At 59.7% G+C, this 18,468-nt stretch carries 16 protein-coding genes; 8 read left to right on the top strand and 8 right to left on the bottom strand.

Annotated elements, in window-relative coordinates; translation table 11 throughout:
* Window positions 1-36: 36 nt before the first annotated feature.
* The 4 genes from CRP02_RS06635 to CRP02_RS06620 all read left to right on the top strand — a co-directional run bounded on the left by CRP02_RS06635 (window position 37) and on the right by CRP02_RS06620 (window position 6,466).
* Window positions 37-2,040 carry an acetyl/propionyl/methylcrotonyl-CoA carboxylase subunit alpha gene (locus CRP02_RS06635; RefSeq protein WP_097170621.1) on the top strand — a complete coding sequence of 668 codons (2,004 nt, stop codon included), beginning with the start codon at window positions 37-39 and terminating at the stop codon, window positions 2,038-2,040.
* A 118-nt stretch (window positions 2,041-2,158) separates the two neighbouring features.
* Window positions 2,159-4,300 carry a methylmalonyl-CoA mutase gene (gene scpA / locus CRP02_RS06630; protein ID WP_097170620.1) on the top strand — a complete coding sequence of 714 codons (2,142 nt, stop codon included), beginning with the start codon at window positions 2,159-2,161 and terminating at the stop codon, window positions 4,298-4,300.
* A gap of 13 nt (window positions 4,301-4,313) precedes the next feature.
* Entirely contained in the window at window positions 4,314-4,730 is a 417-nt protein-coding gene (gene mce / locus CRP02_RS06625) for a methylmalonyl-CoA epimerase (RefSeq protein ID WP_097170619.1), read from the top strand.
* Between the two features lie 191 nt (window positions 4,731-4,921).
* Window positions 4,922-6,466 (top strand): glycerol-3-phosphate dehydrogenase, encoded by a 1,545-nt coding sequence (locus CRP02_RS06620; RefSeq protein WP_097170618.1) that lies wholly within the window; start codon window positions 4,922-4,924, stop codon window positions 6,464-6,466.
* 19 nt (window positions 6,467-6,485) lie between these two features.
* Here the strand turns inward: CRP02_RS06620 and CRP02_RS06615 are convergent, their stop codons facing one another.
* Complete coding sequence (locus tag CRP02_RS06615; protein WP_179783956.1) at window positions 6,486-7,718, bottom strand: ROK family transcriptional regulator; 1,233 nt, start codon at window positions 7,716-7,718, stop codon at window positions 6,486-6,488.
* Window positions 7,719-7,960: 242 nt separating this feature from the next.
* On the opposite strand from CRP02_RS06615, the gene xylF reads away from it, so the two are divergent.
* The 3 genes from xylF to CRP02_RS06600 all read left to right on the top strand — a co-directional run bounded on the left by xylF (window position 7,961) and on the right by CRP02_RS06600 (window position 11,196).
* Window positions 7,961-9,001 carry a D-xylose ABC transporter substrate-binding protein gene (gene xylF, locus CRP02_RS06610; protein WP_003511300.1) on the top strand — a complete coding sequence of 347 codons (1,041 nt, stop codon included), beginning with the start codon at window positions 7,961-7,963 and terminating at the stop codon, window positions 8,999-9,001.
* Between the two features lie 80 nt (window positions 9,002-9,081).
* Window positions 9,082-10,395 carry a sugar ABC transporter permease gene (locus CRP02_RS06605; protein WP_097170616.1) on the top strand — a complete coding sequence of 438 codons (1,314 nt, stop codon included), beginning with the start codon at window positions 9,082-9,084 and terminating at the stop codon, window positions 10,393-10,395.
* A gap of 18 nt (window positions 10,396-10,413) precedes the next feature.
* Window positions 10,414-11,196: an ATP-binding cassette domain-containing protein gene (locus CRP02_RS06600; RefSeq protein ID WP_097099972.1), complete on the top strand. Its 783-nt coding sequence runs from the start codon at window positions 10,414-10,416 to the stop codon at window positions 11,194-11,196.
* Window positions 11,197-11,406: 210 nt separating this feature from the next.
* Here the strand turns inward: CRP02_RS06600 and CRP02_RS06595 are convergent, their stop codons facing one another.
* The 7 genes from CRP02_RS06595 to CRP02_RS06565 form a co-directional block, all read right to left on the bottom strand.
* Window positions 11,407-11,637: a hypothetical protein gene (locus CRP02_RS06595; protein ID WP_174003311.1), complete on the bottom strand. Its 231-nt coding sequence runs from the start codon at window positions 11,635-11,637 to the stop codon at window positions 11,407-11,409.
* A 94-nt stretch (window positions 11,638-11,731) separates the two neighbouring features.
* Window positions 11,732-12,169, bottom strand: a complete 438-nt coding sequence (locus CRP02_RS06590; protein WP_025595440.1) for a helix-turn-helix domain-containing protein — start codon at window positions 12,167-12,169, stop codon at window positions 11,732-11,734.
* Between the two features lie 69 nt (window positions 12,170-12,238).
* On the bottom strand, window positions 12,239-13,444 hold the full coding sequence (locus CRP02_RS06585; protein WP_097170615.1) for a hypothetical protein: 1,206 nt from the start codon (window positions 13,442-13,444) through the stop codon (window positions 12,239-12,241).
* Window positions 13,441-14,154 carry a TfuA-like protein gene (locus tag CRP02_RS06580; RefSeq protein WP_097170614.1) on the bottom strand — a complete coding sequence of 238 codons (714 nt, stop codon included), beginning with the start codon at window positions 14,152-14,154 and terminating at the stop codon, window positions 13,441-13,443. The genes CRP02_RS06585 and CRP02_RS06580 overlap by 4 nt, the downstream gene beginning before the upstream one ends.
* Window positions 14,154-15,260: a YcaO-like family protein gene (locus CRP02_RS06575; RefSeq protein ID WP_414896231.1), complete on the bottom strand. Its 1,107-nt coding sequence runs from the start codon at window positions 15,258-15,260 to the stop codon at window positions 14,154-14,156. Before CRP02_RS06575 ends, CRP02_RS06580 begins: the two co-directional genes overlap by 1 nt.
* A gap of 127 nt (window positions 15,261-15,387) precedes the next feature.
* Complete coding sequence (locus tag CRP02_RS06570; RefSeq protein WP_003511290.1) at window positions 15,388-15,816, bottom strand: hypothetical protein; 429 nt, start codon at window positions 15,814-15,816, stop codon at window positions 15,388-15,390.
* Window positions 15,817-15,824: 8 nt separating this feature from the next.
* Window positions 15,825-17,777 (bottom strand): BTAD domain-containing putative transcriptional regulator, encoded by a 1,953-nt coding sequence (locus CRP02_RS06565; RefSeq protein ID WP_179783955.1) that lies wholly within the window; start codon window positions 17,775-17,777, stop codon window positions 15,825-15,827.
* Between the two features lie 173 nt (window positions 17,778-17,950).
* Between CRP02_RS06565 and CRP02_RS06560 the strand changes: the two genes are divergently transcribed.
* A complete protein-coding gene (locus tag CRP02_RS06560) occupies window positions 17,951-18,436 on the top strand; it encodes a hypothetical protein (protein WP_035199599.1) in 486 nt (161 codons plus the stop codon).
* Window positions 18,437-18,468 lie beyond the last annotated feature (32 nt).

Genomic DNA, 18,468 nt, shown 5'->3' with positions numbered 1-18,468 from the left:
GCATTTGTCGTGAGGGGAAGAGGGGAGAGTAACCGCGTGATCAAGAAAATCCTCATCGCCAATCGCGGCGAGATCGCCTGCCGGGTCATCAAGACGGCAAAGAAGATGGGCATTGCGACGGTTGCCGTCTATTCGGATGCTGATGCCAATGCATTGCATGTGAAGATGGCGGATGAGGCCGTTCATATCGGTCCGGCGCCCTCGTCGCAGTCCTATATCGTCATCGATAAAATCCTTGCGGCGATCGAGAAGACCGGGGCGGATGCGGTGCATCCCGGCTATGGCTTCCTGTCGGAGAACGCTGCCTTTGCCGAGGCGCTGGAGAAGGCGGGTGTCATCTTCATCGGCCCGCCGGTCGGCGCTATCCAGGCCATGGGCGACAAGATCACCTCCAAGAAGCTAGCGGCGGAAGCCGGCGTTTCCACCGTGCCCGGCCATATGGGGCTGATTGGGGATGCAGATGAGGCGGTGAGGATCGCCTCCGAGATCGGTTATCCCGTGATGATCAAGGCCTCGGCCGGCGGCGGCGGAAAGGGCATGCGCATCGCCTTTAACGATGCGGAGGCGCGCGAGGGTTTCCAGTCGTCAAAAAACGAGGCGAAATCTTCGTTTGGGGACGACCGCATCTTCATCGAGAAATTCGTCGCCCAGCCGCGCCATATCGAAATTCAGGTGCTGGGCGATCAACACGGCAATATCCTTTACCTCGGCGAGCGTGAGTGCTCGATCCAGCGCCGCAACCAGAAGGTCATCGAGGAAGCGCCATCGCCCTTTCTTGATGAGGCAACGCGCAAGGCCATGGGCGAGCAGGCCGTGGCTCTGTCGAAAGCAGTCGGTTACCATTCGGCAGGAACGGTGGAATTCATCGTCGATGGCGAGCGCAATTTCTACTTTCTGGAAATGAATACGCGCCTGCAGGTGGAACATCCGGTAACGGAACTCGTCACAGGCATTGATCTGGTCGAGCAGATGATCCGCGTGGCATCAGGCGAAAAGCTGTCCTTCGGGCAGGCCGATATAAAGTTGAACGGCTGGGCAATCGAAAGCCGGCTTTATGCCGAGGACCCCTATCGCAATTTCTTGCCCTCCATCGGCCGGTTGACGCGGTATCGCCCGCCGCAAGAGGGCGAGCAGGAAAACGGCACCGTGATCCGCAACGATACCGGCGTCTTCGAAGGCGGCGAAATCTCGATGTATTACGATCCGATGATCGCCAAGCTTTGCAGCTGGGCCAAGGATCGTGAAACCGCCATCGATGCCATGGGGCAGGCGCTGGATCGTTTCGAAGTGGAGGGCATCGGCCACAATCTGCCGTTCCTCTCGGCTGTCATGCAGCACGAGCGTTTTCGGGCCGGCCGTCTGACGACGGGTTTTATCGCCGAGGAATTTCCGGAGGGCTTTTCCGGGGTCGAGCCGGATGAGGCCTCCGCGCGCAAGCTTGCAGCCATCGCCACCGTTATCCACCAGCGGCTTCAAAACCGTGCGGTCGAAATTTCCGGTACCATTGGCAATCATCGTCGCATTGTCGGTCAGGACTGGGTGGTTTCGCTTGGTCAATCCCGTCGAAGCGTCAGCGTGGAAACCGGTGCTGAAGGCATGGCGATCCGTTTTGAGGATGGTGCTGCGCTGACGGTCGCTACCGGCTGGCTTCCCGGCCGCAGCCTTGGCCTGTTCACGGTGGCGGGCGAGGTGATCGCCGCCAAGGTCGATCTTGCCGGTGCGGCGGTTCGCCTGCGCTGGCGCGGCATGGATGTTCTTGCCCATGTGCGCAGCCCGCGCGTGGCGGAACTGGCGCTGCTGATGCCGGAAAAGCTGCCGTCCGATACGTCGAAACTGTTGCTCTGCCCGATGCCGGGCGTCATCACCGGGATCTCGGTTGGCGAGGGGGACGAGGTGGAAGCCGGTCAGGCGCTGGCGACGGTGGAGGCAATGAAGATGGAAAACATCCTGCGTGCGGAAAAACGCGGCCGGGTCGCCAAAGTGTCGGCAAAGCCGGGCGACAGCCTCGCCGTGGATGAGGTCATCCTCGAATTTGAATAGGGCTTGATACCGTTTTTGAGGAACGGATGAGGGGCGGAGCGGGTTACGGGGTAGGCTGGATTTCGGTCACGATCACCAGTCACAGTACTGAAAATGAAATGCAGAAGGGGAGATATGCATGTCGGGTGAAAAAACGGTGCGGGATTGGCTGCAGCTTGCCGAAAAGGAGCTGAAGCGTTCACCGGATGCACTCGTCTGGCACACGCCCGAAGGCATAGACGTCAAACCGCTTTACACAGCCGATGATCTGAAAAAGGTTTCACATCTCGACGGCCTGCCGGGCTTTGCCCCCTTCACGCGCGGCCCGCGCGCCACCATGTATGCCGGGCGGCCATGGACGATCCGCCAATATGCCGGTTTTTCAACTGCCGAAGCCTCCAACGCCTTTTACCGCAAGGCGCTTGCCGCCGGCCAACAGGGTGTTTCGGTCGCTTTCGATCTTGCCACCCATCGCGGATATGACAGCGACCACCCGCGCGTTGAAGGCGATGTCGGTAAGGCGGGCGTAGCGATCGACAGCGTCGAGGACATGAAAATCCTGTTCGATGGCATACCGCTCGAAAAGGTCTCCGTCTCCATGACCATGAACGGGGCCGTCATTCCGGTGCTCGCCAATTTCATCGTTGCGGGGGAAGAGCAGGGCGTCTCGCGTGCCGCGCTTTCCGGCACCATCCAGAACGACATTCTCAAGGAGTTCATGGTCCGCAACACCTATATCTACCCGCCCGAGCCTTCGATGCGTATCATTGCTGATATCATTGAATATACGGCGAAAGAGATGCCGAAATTCAACTCCATTTCGATATCCGGCTATCACATGCAGGAGGCGGGTGCCACGCTGGTGCAGGAGCTTGCCTTCACGCTGGCGGATGGGCGGGAATATGTGCGGGCCGCCCTTGCCAAGGGGCTGAATGTCGATGATTTCGCCGGCCGCCTGTCGTTCTTTTTTGCCATCGGCATGAATTTCTTCATGGAGGCCGCAAAGCTGCGCGCCGCACGCTTCCTCTGGTCGCGCATCATGGAAGAGTTCAAGCCGCAAAAGGCGTCGTCGCTCATGCTGCGCACCCATTGCCAGACATCCGGTGTGTCTCTTCAGGAGCAGGACCCTTACAATAACATTGTCCGCACCGCTTTCGAGGCCATGTCCGCCGTGCTGGGCGGCACACAATCGCTGCACACCAATTCCTTTGATGAAGCCATTGCCCTGCCGACAGAATTTTCCGCCCGCATCGCCCGCAATACCCAGCTTATTCTCCAGCACGAAACCGGCGTCACCAAGGTCGTCGATCCGCTGGCCGGTTCCTACTACGTCGAAAGCCTGACGGATGAACTGGCGCAAAAAGCCTGGGCGCTGATTGAGGAGGTGGAGGCGCTTGGTGGCATGACCAAAGCGGTGGCGGAAGGCCTGCCCAAACGATTGATCGAGGAGGCGGCCACGCGTCGGCAGGCGGCGGTGGACAAGGGCGAGGAAGTCATCGTCGGCGTCAACCGCTACCGTCTGGAAACCGAAGAGGATATCGACGTTCTCGATATCGACAACGCCGCCGTACGCGCCGCGCAAATCCGCCGCCTTGAGGACACCAAACGTCGCCGCGACGGCGGGGACGTCTCGAAGGCGCTGGCCGCAGTGTCCGAAATTGCCCACAGCGGGAAAGGTAATATTCTCGAGGCGGCAGTCGTCGCCGCCCGCGCCCGCGCCACCGTCGGCGAGATTTCCGATGCGCTGCGTGCCGTCTTCGGCGACTACGTTGCCGTGCCGGAAGTGGTGGAGGATATTTACGGCGAGGCCTACAAGGACGAGCCGGAGCTTGCCACGCTCGCCACGCGGCTTTCCGGCGTGGCAGAGCGACTCGGCGTCAAACCGCGCATCATGGTCGCAAAGCTCGGGCAGGACGGGCATGATCGCGGCGCGAAGGTGATCGCATCGGCCTTTGGCGATATCGGTTTCGATGTGCTGGCCGGGCCACTGTTCCAGACGCCTGCCGAGGCAGCCGATCTTGCGGTTCAGAACAAGGTGCATGTGGTCGGCATGTCGTCGCTTGCCGCAGGTCACAAGACGCTCGCACCGCAGCTTGTAGAGGCGCTCAAGCAGAAGGGTGCCCAGGACATCATCGTCGTCGTCGGCGGCGTCATTCCGCGCCAGGATTACCAGTTCCTGCTCGATCACGGCGTTTCGGCGATTTTCGGACCCGGCACCAATGTCATGGATGCGGCCAACAAGGTTCTCGATCTGCTCGAAGGCATCCGGCGCAACGCGTGAGAGGAATACCGCCATGTTCGGAAGATTGAACCACGTCGCCCTTGCCGTGCCCGATCTTAATGCCGCCGTTTCGCAATACAGGGCGCTTGGCGCTCACGTTTCCGAGCCGCAATCCCTGCCCGAACACGGCGTGACAGTGGTGTTCGTTCAGGCTGACAATACCAAGATCGAACTTCTTCATCCGCTCGGAGAGAACTCTCCGATTACCGCCTTCCTCGAAAGAAATCCGGGTGGTGGCACGCATCATCTGTGCTTTGAGGTGCCGGATATTCTGGCCGTGCGAGACGATCTCGTCCAAAAAGGCATCCGCATTTTAGGTGATGGCGAGCCGAAGATCGGCGCGCATGGCAATCCCGTTCTCTTCCTGCATCCGAAGGATATGGGCGGCGTGCTTTACGAGCTTGAGCAGGTCACGCCGACACACGTCTGAAACACAGACCCCGTACCAGACATCCCGAAACAAGCTGGCGAAGTGATTCACTGGCGGCAGTTGCCGTTCGCTTGTGCTGGAAACATGGGTTTCGTTTGTTTTCTTTTGACATTCGTTTTGTTTTCGTTTTTATGACGATAATCTTTCAACGTAAGGGGGAAACGGTCCCCGGCGCTGTCTTGGGAGGCCCTATGTCCGGCGAAAACATATTCGATCTTTTTGTCATCGGCGGTGGCGTGAATGGTTGCGGCATTGCCCGCGATGCCGTGGGTAGGGGCTATTCCGTGGCGCTTGCGGAAAAGGGCGATTTTGCCTCCGGTACGTCTTCGGCAGCCACCAAGCTCATCCATGGCGGCCTGCGTTATCTCGAACATTATGAGTTTCGTCTGGTGCGCGAAGCCTTGATGGAGCGTGAAATTCTGTGGGGCATGGCCCCGCACGTCATCTGGCCGATGCGCTTCGTTCTGCCGCTCCAGAAAGGCGGCGTGCGTCCGGCATGGATGGTCCGGCTTGGCCTCTTTCTTTATGACAACCTCGGCGGCCGCAAGCTTTTGCCGCCGACGCGCACGGTCGATCTTCGGAAAGACCCGGCAGGCAAACCTCTGAAGCCGGTCTTTGCGAAGGCTTTCGAATATTCCGACGGCTGGGTGGACGATGCCCGTTTCGTGGTTCTGAATGCGCGTGACGCGGCAGATCGCGGTGCGACGATCATGAACCGCACGCGGGTTGTTTCCGCACGGCGCGAAGGTGGCGTGTGGTTTATCGAGGCGCTGGACGAAAAGACCGGCCGTTCAGCCACGCACAGAGCGCGCATGCTGGTGAATGCCGCCGGCCCATGGGTGGATAACGTGCTGTCCGGCGTGTTCGGCCGCAACGATGTGCACAATGTTCGTCTCGTGCAGGGCAGCCACATCATCGTGCGGAGGAAGTTTTCCGATCCGCGCGCCTATTTCTTCCAGAACCCGGACAACCGCATCATCTTTGCCATTCCCTATGAGCAAGATTTTACGCTGATCGGCACCACGGACCGCGACTACAAGGGCGATCCGGCCAAGGTGCGCATCTCCGAGGAAGAGATTTCCTATCTCTGCAATGCCGCCAGCGAATATTTCAGCGAGCCGGTGAAGCCGGATGATATCGTCTGGACTTATTCCGGCGTGCGCCCGCTTTTCGATGATGGCGCTTCAAAGGCGCAGGAAGCCACGCGCGACTATGTACTCAAGGTTGAAGAGGCAGAGGGCGAAGCGCCGCTGCTCAATATCTTCGGCGGCAAGTTGACCACCTACCGGCGGCTGGCGGAACATGCTCTGGAAAAGATCGGCGCAGCCATCGGCGAAAAGGGCAAGCCCTGGACGGCGGGCTCGTATCTGCCGGGCGGCGACTTCGGTGTCGAGAAATATGATGCCCAGGTACTGTCGCTTCAGCGCAGCTATCCATTCCTCGACCGTCACCATGCCGAGCGGCTCATCAGAAACTACGGCACCAAGGCGGCGAAACTTCTCGGAGCCGCCACCGATGTTTCCGGCCTCGGCCGACACTTCGGCGGCACGCTTTATGAATGCGAAGTGCGCTTTCTGGTGGAGCGCGAATGGGCCTTCGCGGCGGAGGATATTCTATGGCGGCGCACGAAACAGGGCCTGCGGTTGAGCAGGGACGAGGCTGCCGCTCTGGATGAATTCGTTTCCACGCTGATTGGCGTCAAGGAAAAGGGCGAAGCCGTGACGGAGCAGGCCTGAGCATCTAGGAGTTGCCCCGTCAGTTCCCCGAGTTCCTTACCGCTCTTTCAGGACCATCTGCGCTCAATATATAGTCGTCGGCGGCGGACAGAGCGAGTTCCATATGCCCTTCGAACACCAGTTCCGGTTCGTTGGGCGCGATGCCGATTTTTGGCATTCCGCCGAAGCGTACCGACTGCGATTGCGCAAGGCCATCGTGAAGCCCGCTTTCCAGAAGATCGAAGTAGCGTGTGCCGGGGCCAGTGATGAAGACCGGCATATGGCCATGCAGGCTGAACAGGCGTGAAAGGCCGTTGCCGAGTGCAAGCCCGGCTGTGCGGAAGGCAAGCCGCGCCATGCGCCCGCCGACGCGGGCGGAAGCGGCGATCTTGTCCACTTCGGCAATCGGCACGAATTTGGCCGGCTCCGCCTGCGGCGGGGCCTCGAAAGCCGAACGCAGGATTGCATAAAACCCTGAATAGGCCTCGATACAGCCTCTGGTGCCGCAGCGGCAAAGGGCGCCATCGGCCAGATGCAGCATATGTCCGAAATTGGGGGCGCTAACCTCTATCCCGCCACCCGCGGCGCGGGCAATGCCGAGGCCAATGCTGTGGCCGAGCGACAGGGTGACAAGTGCCTCCGGTTTCGGGCCGTCCTTTGCCTGCTCCTGCATCCAGATGGCTTTTGCGGCCAGCAGCGTTTCGTTGTTCAGCGTCACGCGGATGCGGCCGTCCTGAGAAATGAGCTGCTGGAAATCTATCTTTTCGGTGCCGAGCACCGGCGACCAGACGAGCACCGCCGCTGCCGCGTCCACAAGCCCCTTGCTGCTGATCGACACCTGAAGAATGTCGTGCCGGTCGATGCGCGAACGGTCCGCAAGCCGTGCGAGGCCGGAGAGGATCGAGCCGCCGAATGAGCCTTTTTCAGCCGTGATCCTCTGCTCGGTGAAGCGGTCCACCAGCTTGCCGGCATAGTCGACCAACGAATATTGCACGCTGTCGGACGAAATGATGACGATGGCGACGTGGCAGAAAGCACCATCAGGCCCAAAGAGGATGCGTGGTCGCCCGCGCCCGGCGGCGGCCAGTTGCTCTTTGCGCAGGATGAGGCCGGCCCGCTCGAGTTCCATGGTGATTGCGGAAACGGTGGCGGAGGCAAGCCCGGTGAAGGAGGACATGTCCGTATGGGAGAGGCTGCCATGAAGGCGCAGCGCTGCCATCACCGACAGGCTGTTTTTCTGGCGCACCAGTTCCGTGCTTGCAATGGCGGACATGGGCTGGGGTATGCTCCCTGAACGGCTTTTTTCCTGTCGTACTTATCTCCTCTGATGGCGCACGCCACGAGCAAGATCAAGGCACCCGGATGCTGCCCGCAGCCGTTGTTGACAGCATGGGGAATCTCTGACATTAATTTTCTCGACTGTCGAGAAAATTGTGAAATCACAGAGCCCGACAGCTTTTTCCGGGCGTTTTCCCTGCATGGAGGTGCAGGCTTCGCCCTTACCGGGAGGACATCATGAATTCGTTTGCCAAGCTTTTGGCGGGTACAGCTGTACTCGTTTCCCTGCACACCGCAGCCATTGCTGCTGATCTCGTCGTTGGCGTTTCCTGGTCGAATTTCCAGGAAGAGCGCTGGAAGACGGATGAGGCGGCAATCAAGGCAGCTCTCGACAAGGCCGGTGCGAAGTATATTTCCGCCGATGCGCAGTCGTCCGCCGCAAAACAGCTGACCGACGTGGAATCGCTGATTTCCCAGGGCGCCAATGCGCTGATCATTCTTGCGCAGGACAGCGACGCGATTGGCCCGGCTGTTGAAAAGGCCGTCGCTGAAGGTATTCCGGTGGTGGGTTACGACCGCCTGATCGAAAACAAGAACGCCTTCTATATCACCTTCGACAACAAGGAAGTCGGTCGCCTTCAGGCCGCCGAAGTCTTCAAGGTCAAGCCGGAAGGCAACTACGTCTTCATCAAGGGTTCGTCTTCCGATCCGAATGCGGACTTTCTTTTTGCCGGACAGCAGGAAGTCCTGAAGGCCGCTGTCGACGCGGGCAAGATCAAGAATGTCGGCGAAGCCTATACCGATGGCTGGAAGCCGGAAAATGCCCAGAAGAACATGGAGCAGTTCCTGACCAAGAATAACAACAAGGTCGATGCGGTCGTCGCCTCGAACGACGGAACGGCCGGTGGCGCAATTGCTGCTCTTGCCGCGCAGGGCCTTGCGGGTTCTGTTCCCGTATCCGGTCAGGATGCGGACTTCGCCGCGCTCAACCGCGTAGCGCTCGGCACGCAGACAGTATCCGTCTGGAAGGACAGCCGCGAACTCGGCAAGGAAGCTGCCGGCATCGCGCTGGAGCTTGCGGGCGGCAAGAAGATGACGGAAATCAAGGGCGTTGCCGCTTTTGATGGCGGTCCGAAAAAAGTGACGATGCAGTCAGTCTTCCTCAAGCCCATCGCCATTACCAAGGACAATCTGAACGTCGTCATCGACGCCGGCTGGATCAAGAAGGAAACGGCCTGCCAGGGTGTAAAGGCCGGATCCGTCAAGGCCTGCAACTGAGACCGCTAGGTTGATGTTTAGGCGCCGCGCCACTGATATGTGGCGCGGCGCCTTTCAGATGTAAGGAGGACCGGCAGTCCATGGCCGACATGACACAATCCAATTCCACAGCGTCCCCCAAGACGGAAAAGGCGGGCTCTATTTCGCGTTTCATCAGTGCGACGGAGCTTGATACCCGCCTGCTCGGCATGGTCGGCGCGCTTCTTCTGATCTGGATCGGTTTCCATATTCTTTCGGGCGGGCTGTTCCTGACGCCTAGAAACCTCTGGAACCTCTCCGTCCAGACCGCTTCGGTCGCGGTGATGGCGACAGGCATGGTGCTTGTCATCGTTACCCGCAACATCGATCTGTCGGTCGGGTCGATCCTCGGTTTTTCCGGCATGATCATGGGTGTCATGCAGGCGGAAATCCTGCCGCAGCTGCTCGGCTTTGAACATTGGGCGACATGGATCGTCACACTTCTGGTCGGCATTCTCGTCGGCGGCGCGATCGGCATGCTTCAGGGCTCGATCATCGCCTTCCTGAACGTGCCGTCCTTCATCGTCACGCTTGGTGGTCTGCTGGTCTGGCGCGGTGGCACATGGTTCGTCACCAGCGGCCGCACCGTGGCGCCGATGGATTCCACCTTCCGCCTGATGGGTGGCGGCACCAGCGGCTCGATCGGCGCGACATGGAGTTGGATCGCAGCAATTGTCGCCTGCGTCGCCATTGTCGCGGCAATCCTGAATTCCCGCCACCAGCGTCGCCGTTTCGGTTTTCCGCTGCGGCCCGTCTGGGCGGAATATTTCCTGGTGGCACTTGGCTGCTTCGTCGTCGTCGGTTTCGTGGCTGTCGTCAACAGCTATCCCTGGCCGATCAACATTGCCCGCAACTATGCCGATGCCAATGGCATTACCTGGCCGGATGGTGGTCTGTTCATTCCGCACGGCATTGCCATTCCGGTGCTGATGGCGCTTGCCGTCGGCGCGGTGATGACCTTCATCGCCACGCGGCTGCGCTTCGGCCGCTACGTGTTCGCCATCGGCGGCAACCCGGAGGCGGCGGAACTTGCCGGCATCAAGACCCGCTGGGTCACGGTCAAGATATTCACGCTGATGGGCGTTCTATGCGCTATCGCTGCGGCAATCTCGACTGCCCGCCTCAACGCGGCCACCAATGCCCAGGGTGAACTGGATGAACTTTATACGATCGCGGCGGCGGTCATCGGCGGCACGTCGCTTGCCGGCGGCGTCGGCACCATAGCGGGCGCGATGCTCGGCGCGCTCGTCATGCAATCGCTGCAATCCGGCATGGTGCTTGTGGGCATCGATACGCCCTTTCAGCGCATCGTCGTCGGTGTGGTTCTGGTCGTCGCCGTCTGGCTCGACACCATCTACCGCGCCCGCGCCAAGTAAGAACCGAGGAGAACCCCAATGACGGAACAAGTCACGCCCCTCGTGGAAATGCGCAATATTTCCATTTCCTTCGGTGGTATCCATGCGGTGGAAAACGCCTCTGTCGATCTTTTCCCCGGTGAGGTGGTGGCCCTTCTTGGCCACAACGGTGCCGGCAAATCGACGCTCATCAAGATATTGTCCGGTGCATACCGCCGGGATGGGGGCGATATCCTCATCAACGGCGAGGATGTCGATATCCGCAATCCCCGCGACGCCAAGAAATACGGTATCGAAACCATCTACCAGACGCTGGCGGTAGCGGATAACGTCGATGCGGCGGCCAATCTTTATCTCGGCCGCGAGCTGAAGACGAAATGGGGAACATTGGATGATGTCGCCATGGAAGCCTCGGCCCGCGAGGTCATGGGGCGTCTCAACCCCAATTTCCGGCGGTTCAAGGAGCCGGTGAAGGCGCTTTCCGGTGGCCAGCGGCAGTCCGTGGCAATCGCCCGCGCCATTTTGTTCGATGCCCGCATCCTCATCATGGATGAACCAACGGCAGCACTCGGGCCGCAGGAAACGGCGCAGGTCGGCGATCTCGTCAAGGAACTGAAACGGCAGGGCATCGGCATCTTCCTCATCAGCCACGATATCCATGACGTCTTCGATCTCGCCGACCGGGTATTCGTCATGAAAAACGGCAAGGTGGTCGGCCATGCCCGCACGGAAGATGTGACGAAGGACGAGGTTCTCGGCATGATTATTCTGGGCAAAGTACCATCAGGTGCTGTGGCCGGTCCGGGCGCGGTTGTCTCCTGACGCCGGTTTCGTCTACAGCTCCCGGGTTTCGGCGGGCGGTGCTCTGAAATAAATCGAGGCCCGGTGAAAACCGGGCCTCGACAAACGCTTCCATAAAATCTTGTGGAGGGAATAATACCAATATCTGCGCCCGGTGGGTTTCAAGCCACCCGGAAGCGCAGACAAGTGGAACCATCCTGCGGATCTGCATAAATTACAGACACGCTTGGCTTAATGCAGATCGGCGTGTGCGAAACCGTTGCCATTCATCTCTGCGCCTGCCTGTGGCAGTCCCTGCAGATTGATGTCCTGAGCCAGCGATAACAATGCCATTTCGAGGAAATAGGTCGACATGCCCAGTTCCATGGATTTGGAGCGCTGGCAAAGATAGGACACCATCCTTCCGAGTGCCAGAATCTCGTCCGCATTGTCCTCTTCAAGTATTGCTGTGGTAGACGCCATGCTTCCCTCTCGACAATCGACAGTATGAAAACGCGTTGATCCCGCGTTGTTCATTATCGACCACATCGAGCGTCACGCGAGCGTCACACCTGCGTCAATCGTCGCTCTTGTTTTCCGGCGCGCCGTTATTTTCCGCCGCTTCGGTAGCCGCAAGCGATGTCACGAGGGCAACAATGCTCTTGCGCACGGTTGCGCTCTTGATCCGGGCAAAGGCCTGATTGAGCGAAAACCCTTCATTCGACGCAACGAAAGACTGCATGGCGTTGATCGTGCCAAGGGCGGGATTGGCGTTTCCGACATCCGGCGTCGCATTGGCGAACAAAGAGCTGACATCGACGCCGAGAACCGATGCAATGGCTTGCAAACGGGACGCGCCGACGCGATTGGCACCCTTTTCGTATTTCTGGACCTGCTGGAAGGTAATGCCTAACCGGCCCGCCAGCGCGCTTTGACTCATGCCGAGCGATTTGCGGCGCATTCGGATTTGTGTACCCACATGCACATCGATTGGGCTGGGTAGTTTGGCCTGCATCATGAACTCCTCCAGTTGTGAGGTTCTTAAATTGGATATTTATCAATTAATATTGTTGAAGGTAGACATTCAACACAATTTCCACGGGTATTGTGAGGTATTACTGATAAAGTAAGGCTGTTTTCCGTCGGTATGCTGTGCTGGTTGACGGTTTATCACCTTTGTTGCACATCGCAATGCCCCGTTTCGGCTGGCAAAATGGCTCCAGCCGGCCACGCCGATGGCGTGAAAGCCCAGTCTTTCCCAAATTTTCCTGTTCTCTCGGTCGAAACCGTCGAGCGTTTCCGCATCACCGAAATGGGGAACCCAGACGAATGGCTTCTCTTGGTCGGAGCGCACGATATTTTCAACAAGCACGTTGTTATAAAGCCGAGGCAGGCATTTGTTGGTGTCGATGGCGGGTAAAACCGGAATGGGATTTCGCAGGATTGCGAAGCCCTGCTGTGCCAGCAATAGGACGGAGGCATCCAGTTTACGTTTCAAATCCATCGCATTACGGGCGTTGCATTCATGGGCCACCGGATCGGCAACCAGCAATAGCGGGTGGCCATCGCGTCTTAGACCTGTGACCGAAACGAACTGGTCGACGTGGAAACCGCATTGGTGGATTTTTCCGAAGGTGATCGCCGGAGGCGACGTGTTTGCCGAGGTAAGAGCGATTGAGGCCGAGGCATTGCCGAGGTCTTCCGGCCGATATCCGAAACTGCGCACGGTTCTGTAGTCGAGTGCCTGAACCCGCTGCCATTGTTGCGGCCGTTCGGTTGCCGTATTGTTTGCCATACCCCTGTCGTCCTGCAGGCTGGAATGGCCCACCAATCGAAAGTCCGGCCCGACCAGCTGGTTACCGCCCGGCAAAGTGACATGCGAAGCGTTGGCGGCAAGCCCGAGACGATTGGCGAGCTCGCCAGTGATGGCGCTTTCCGATGCACAAAGCAGTTCGGTTGCGATCCCATCAGCAGTCCGAACGTGGAACACGTCCTGTATCCACGGGTGCGAAACGCTGCTGGTTGCATCGAGCGGCAACAGTTCTGCGGTGCAGGTGGCTGCCAGCCTGCTGAGCCAGCTTTGAGCGGCGGCGAGACAGGGGCCATCGATCAGAACAAGGGCCGTGACGTCGGACGGCAGAGCCGAAAGCAGGTTTCCGATCGGGATGAGCGGAGAGACGCCCCCGTCAGTCCTGTCACCCGCAAAAAACGCTGCGGGCAGGGCAAGCGCTATTGTCCGGATCAGCCCACCGCAATCGGGCACCAGAGACAGGGGCGGGGCAGCGGTCAAGACGCTTTTTCTCCCGCCGTCTGCCGCATGGCCAATTGCTGGAAAAATACCGTGTTCTGCAATTTCCACGATTGCGGCGGCGGTGATGGCAATTCCCCGCTGCCAAGCAGGCCTAAAAGCCGGGCCGCATCGTTTCGTTTGGCAGAAACCGCGTTTCCGGCCAGAAAATTTGCGGTCTCGGGGTTGAGGTCTGCTTCAGTTGCCATCGCACGCCATGTCCTGCGGGTAAAATGCAGCTTGCGGGCGGCGTTCAGCAAGGCGTCGTGTTCCTCTGGGGCAATAGTGGCGCGACACGCTTCGAGCGTGGCTTCGGCATCGACAAGCGCGATTGTCAGCGGGCGGTAGTCGAGTTCGCCGGGCGCGTGGCTGACTGCCACATCGGCGTCGGAAAAACGTTGCCCGTCCCGATAGGCTTCAAAGATTTCGCCGATGCCGATCATGCCGAAGGCCGCGCATTCCGCCGCTCTTAGCGCGCCCATGCTGGCGGCACCGAGAACAGTGACGCCGCCTGACAGTGCAAACAGGATTTCCTTGTGCCACACGGCGGCGCAGTCACCGTAGAGGCCGTCGATCAGCCCGATTGTCCGGGCACCCTGCTTTACCGCGTCGAAAATATCGCCGCAGGCAGCCGGGCCGCGAAGATCGAGGCCGGAAATCTGCGTGGGTGGGATGCCGTAGATGGACGGGCCTGCAAAAACCACCGGCTTCATCAAAGGCCTCCGAGGTTCAGGAGCCGGTCGAGCGTCCGCTGCGATATGCGTTGCAGACCGCCGCCGGCGGGCGTGAGGCCACTTGCCAGAACCCGTACGACATGCAGACCGGATACGCCCGTTTCCAGCGCAAAGGCATAGATGTCGTCGATCCCTGCGGCGAAAAGATGCTCGGCAAGCTGACGCCACCGCGGTAGAGCCGGATCGCTATCCGCAAAATCGAGATTGACCGGGGTCCGGTCCATCGGCCGCACCTCGGATGCCGCCGGTCCCGCCTCAAACATATCCCGCTGGTAGCGCAAAGGAGAGAGATCGTCCCTTGCGCCGCTGATGTCAGTCAGTCGCGACTGGATCGCCTCCAGCAGCGCGGCAATTGCCGCGTCATAGGTGCCAAACCGGCACGCTGCGCCGGCAGCGCTACGGGTGGCAAGTCCGTCCTGCGCGTGGATTGATCGGGGCAGGCTTGCCATTATTACGGGCACGCCGAGCGTATTGGTGAGATCAAAGAAGCGGGGCGGCAGTCCGATATGCGATAAGTGATGAACAAGAGCATCGAAGGATGTGTCAACACCCATCGGCAACACGACCGGTTCCGGCGCGATATTGCGGGTTTCGAATGTATCGACGAGAAAGCAGGCGTCGTTTTCGATGAGTTCGAGCAAGGCGTGCAGAACCGCGTGGTCATGGTCGAAACCCGCCGCGAGACCTTGCGAACTCATGAGGAAGGCCCGCCGGTCCCAGGGGAAATCCGCGCGAAAATCCATGCCCACCAGCTCATAGGGGGCAAAAACCTCCTGCTGCTGGCGTATGGATATTCCCTTCACCCAGGCGCGTTCGTTTCGCAGATCAAGAGTGTCCGGGTCGACCCGGCCGATCGTTTCGAAAGGAACGAGAGGGGCGCCCTTGTCCCGCATCTCACGAATGGAGCCGAAAGTGGCGATATGTTTGCGGGTGTCTTCGGCGACGGCACCTTCGATCACTTCCATGATCGCGGAAAGCCGTGCCTGCTCCGCGACAAGCCCCTTTCCCTGGGAGACCGACAGTCCGCGTGAATTGGGCCGCGTCGCGAACCAGACGGGTATGCCGATAATATCGAGACCGGTCACGTCTCCGACTCGTGTAATCCCGAACCGCCGAAGCAGTTCGGGATCGAAGAACGAAGCGTCCGCATGCCCTGAAGCCGCTGTCGCTGGAATATGTACGCCGTCAGCGGTCAAGGCTGCGGGGCCGCAATCAAGGCGCCGCGTTGGTGTCGTCGGCAAGGATGGCGTCGAACAGCTCGCCGGTGACGGAACCCGCCGGGCCAACAGCCTTCAGGGCCGATTCGATCGGTGCCTGCACCATGCGGTTGAAATCCCAGCCGGCGTCGATCACTTCGCCGACAAAGGCGAAATCGGCCTCGGAAACCACAGCGCCGCCGGCGACGAGGGCTTCGATGCCCTGGATCTGGACCTGATCCAGCTCGTTTTCGGGCTGGCCGTCCTGACGAACAAGCATGGATTTTGCCGCCGCAGCAACGCGCGCGTAACCGTCCACACCGGGATGGCTGGCTTCATAGGCGGCAATCGTCTCATGCGAGACGGACGCAACCCTGAGCGGCGCCGTGCGAATGAAGAGAACGCCGAAACCCTTTTTTCCTACAATAAAGAAGTGCGAGGACATAATAACTCCTATTTGATCCCAGCTAATCGAAGTGCGTTATAGAATTTTTCATTCGCTACCGGGTCTCGGTCTGGGGACAGGCTGCTGATCTCCCTCGCCGTCATACCCGGATAGTTTTCCTGAAGCCTGCTGCCGGTTTCCCGGGCAGCGTCCAAATCACCGTGGAGCGCGTGGCTCGCGGTCAAGACGCGCAATGCCGGCTCGTCATTTTCCATGCGCGCGCACAGTTCTACTGCCGCGCCGTAATCCTCACGCTTGAACGCGATGCTGGCGCCCGCCCACCAGTAGATGTCGGGTGCGAGCGGATTGAGGTCGATGGCTTGCTGAAACTTTTCCCATGCGGTTTCGGCATCGCCGAAATGGGCGAGCGCATCGGCATGCTGGAGCAAAAGGTCGGCGGAGTTGGGCGCAAGCGCCTCGGCTTCGAAGAACCTTTCGGCGGATATGTCGAAATCCCGCTGGTAGAGCGCCACGACGGCGCACATCCAGTGGCCGACGCCAAGAGCGGGATCGATTTCGACGGAGGCGTCTGCCTCCGCCTTGGCGCGGTGCAGCAGGTGGGGGTCGTTGCCGCCCAGCATCAGCCATTCCAGCTGCAGGCTCTGCGCCACGCGGGCGCGGGCAACCGCCATGCTGTTATCCAGATCGACCGCCTTGCGGAACATCGAGCGGGCTCTTCGAAGAAGCGGCAGGTCGCACTTGCCGCGCAGAAGCTGCTGGCCCTCCAGCAATTGCCGGTAGGCCTCGCCGCTGTGGTTGCGGTCTGGTTCCACCTGAAGCCGCTCGATCTCGCGGGCAAGCCCCGCGGCCACCTGTTTGGACAGCAGTCGAAAAGCGGCGTGAATATGCCGCGCGGTCAGCACAACCTCCAGCGACCATACGATTTCTCCGGTCGCTTCCTCGATCAGCGCTACCGACATGCGGGCATCGTCGAAAACCGTGGAGATGATGCGGTAATTCGCCCGCAACATGGCATAACTGTCGTCGGTCCGGTCATGTGTCGCTACAAAGGTGCTGTGCGTCGAAAGAACGGTGAAGGTCCGGTATCGAACGAGACTATTGGCGACATCCTCGACAAAGGCATTCATCACCGGCGATACCGCAAGCCCGTCCACCCGCACCGGACGGCTAAAGGCGACGCGTGGTTTTGCCATCGGTTTTCGGCGGCTACCCTCATCCGGTTCGGCGGGGGCTACTATCGTCGAGGCCAGACTTTGTATCCGCCGTCGAAGCGCCACTGTCTCGGCCTCCGGAGGGCGGTCCTCCTGGCGAAGCTGTTCCATCAGGAGCTGGAAAATTCCCTCGCAGGCGCTGGTGTTTCCCACCCGCGCATAGGCCGCCATGGCGGCGCGGTAGGTTTCCTCGCGCTCCGGCTCGATCTTCAACGCGCATTCGGCAAGCGATGCGATGTTGTTCGAACTGGCGCGGCCGAAGCGCGTCAACTCCTCCAGAAGCGGTGTATAGCTTGAAAAGAACAGGTCCTTGAGACGGCGTCGCTCAGACAGCAGCCAGAGATAAAGGTGGTCCTGCCCAGCCTCCAGCCCCTCCAGCAGATCGCCGCCGAATTCGAGCAGGGCCTGCAGCCGCTGCATCGGGTCTTGTGCTCTCGCGCCGGCAAGAAAGATCGCAAGGTCGGTCCGCTGCGCCAGCTTTCCGGCCTTCAGGTCGTTTCCTTCTGTCAGAAGGATGGCATCGTCATCGCTCGACAGCTTCTGGAGGCGCAGGATCAGCTGACGCAAATTGCCGAGTGCCCTTTTTTGCTCGACGTTTTCCCACAACAGCGATGCGGCCTGCTGGCGGGAAAGGGACTGGTTGGGAGCAAGGATCAGGGCGGCAGTGAGGGCAAAGCCCTTGGACGGGAAAAACGCTTGCCGCACCGCATCGCAGCGCGGGGTGCCAAAAAGCCGGATCGGTATCAGTTCAGCGTTCCCAGCCACTTTCGTTCCCTCATGAATCACCATCTAACAATGTGTCCGGGAAATTGAAAGTCATCATTAGCGTTCCATTTGACGCTGGTGTGACGCCGCTTGCCTATTGTCGTTAATAGAGGCGCGGATGACGGGTGGAAAACAGCAATCATGCATCAGGCAGGCATCGGGAATTTTCGAAATTGATAGCGTTTAACGGAAGCTACATGGCGTTCGAGCCGCGTACTGAACCTTACCAGCGTGCCGACGACGTCGGTTATGCGGTGTGTGAGTTCATGTGGTTCAAAGGGCGCCCGTTCTATCCGGTCTCGGCGCTGGCTCATGCGAAGGTTGCTCACGCCAGACTGTCGGCATGCGACGACGAAGATGAGGACAATCTCGATATTATTTTCCGCATGCCATTTGCGGCCGGCGGGCATTTTTTCGAGATCGTGCTGCGCTCCAACGAGGGCACTGCTTACGGTGGCTGGCTGTGGGGAGAAGAGCTGGAAATACTGAACGAGGTCGTCAACGGCTATCGCGTTCTGGCGGGGAAGTTCGAAGACAGGCTGATCCGGTTTGAATATTCCAAGCGGTCTCATCGATACCGGACAGCCGAACCGCTGCCGGTGGAGAAGTCCGTCTTCCTGATCCAGCGGGAGGTAAAGCCTTACGCGGGAAGGCACGATTTGCCGGGAAGCCCGGCACGTTAATGGCAGGGCTGATGCCGATGCGTTTCCGGGGG

This window comes from Rhizobium sp. AN5, assembly GCF_900215255.1.
GTDB classification, from domain to species: domain Bacteria; phylum Pseudomonadota; class Alphaproteobacteria; order Rhizobiales; family Rhizobiaceae; genus Agrobacterium; species Agrobacterium tumefaciens.
This window is presented reverse-complemented; position numbering and strand designations above follow the sequence as displayed.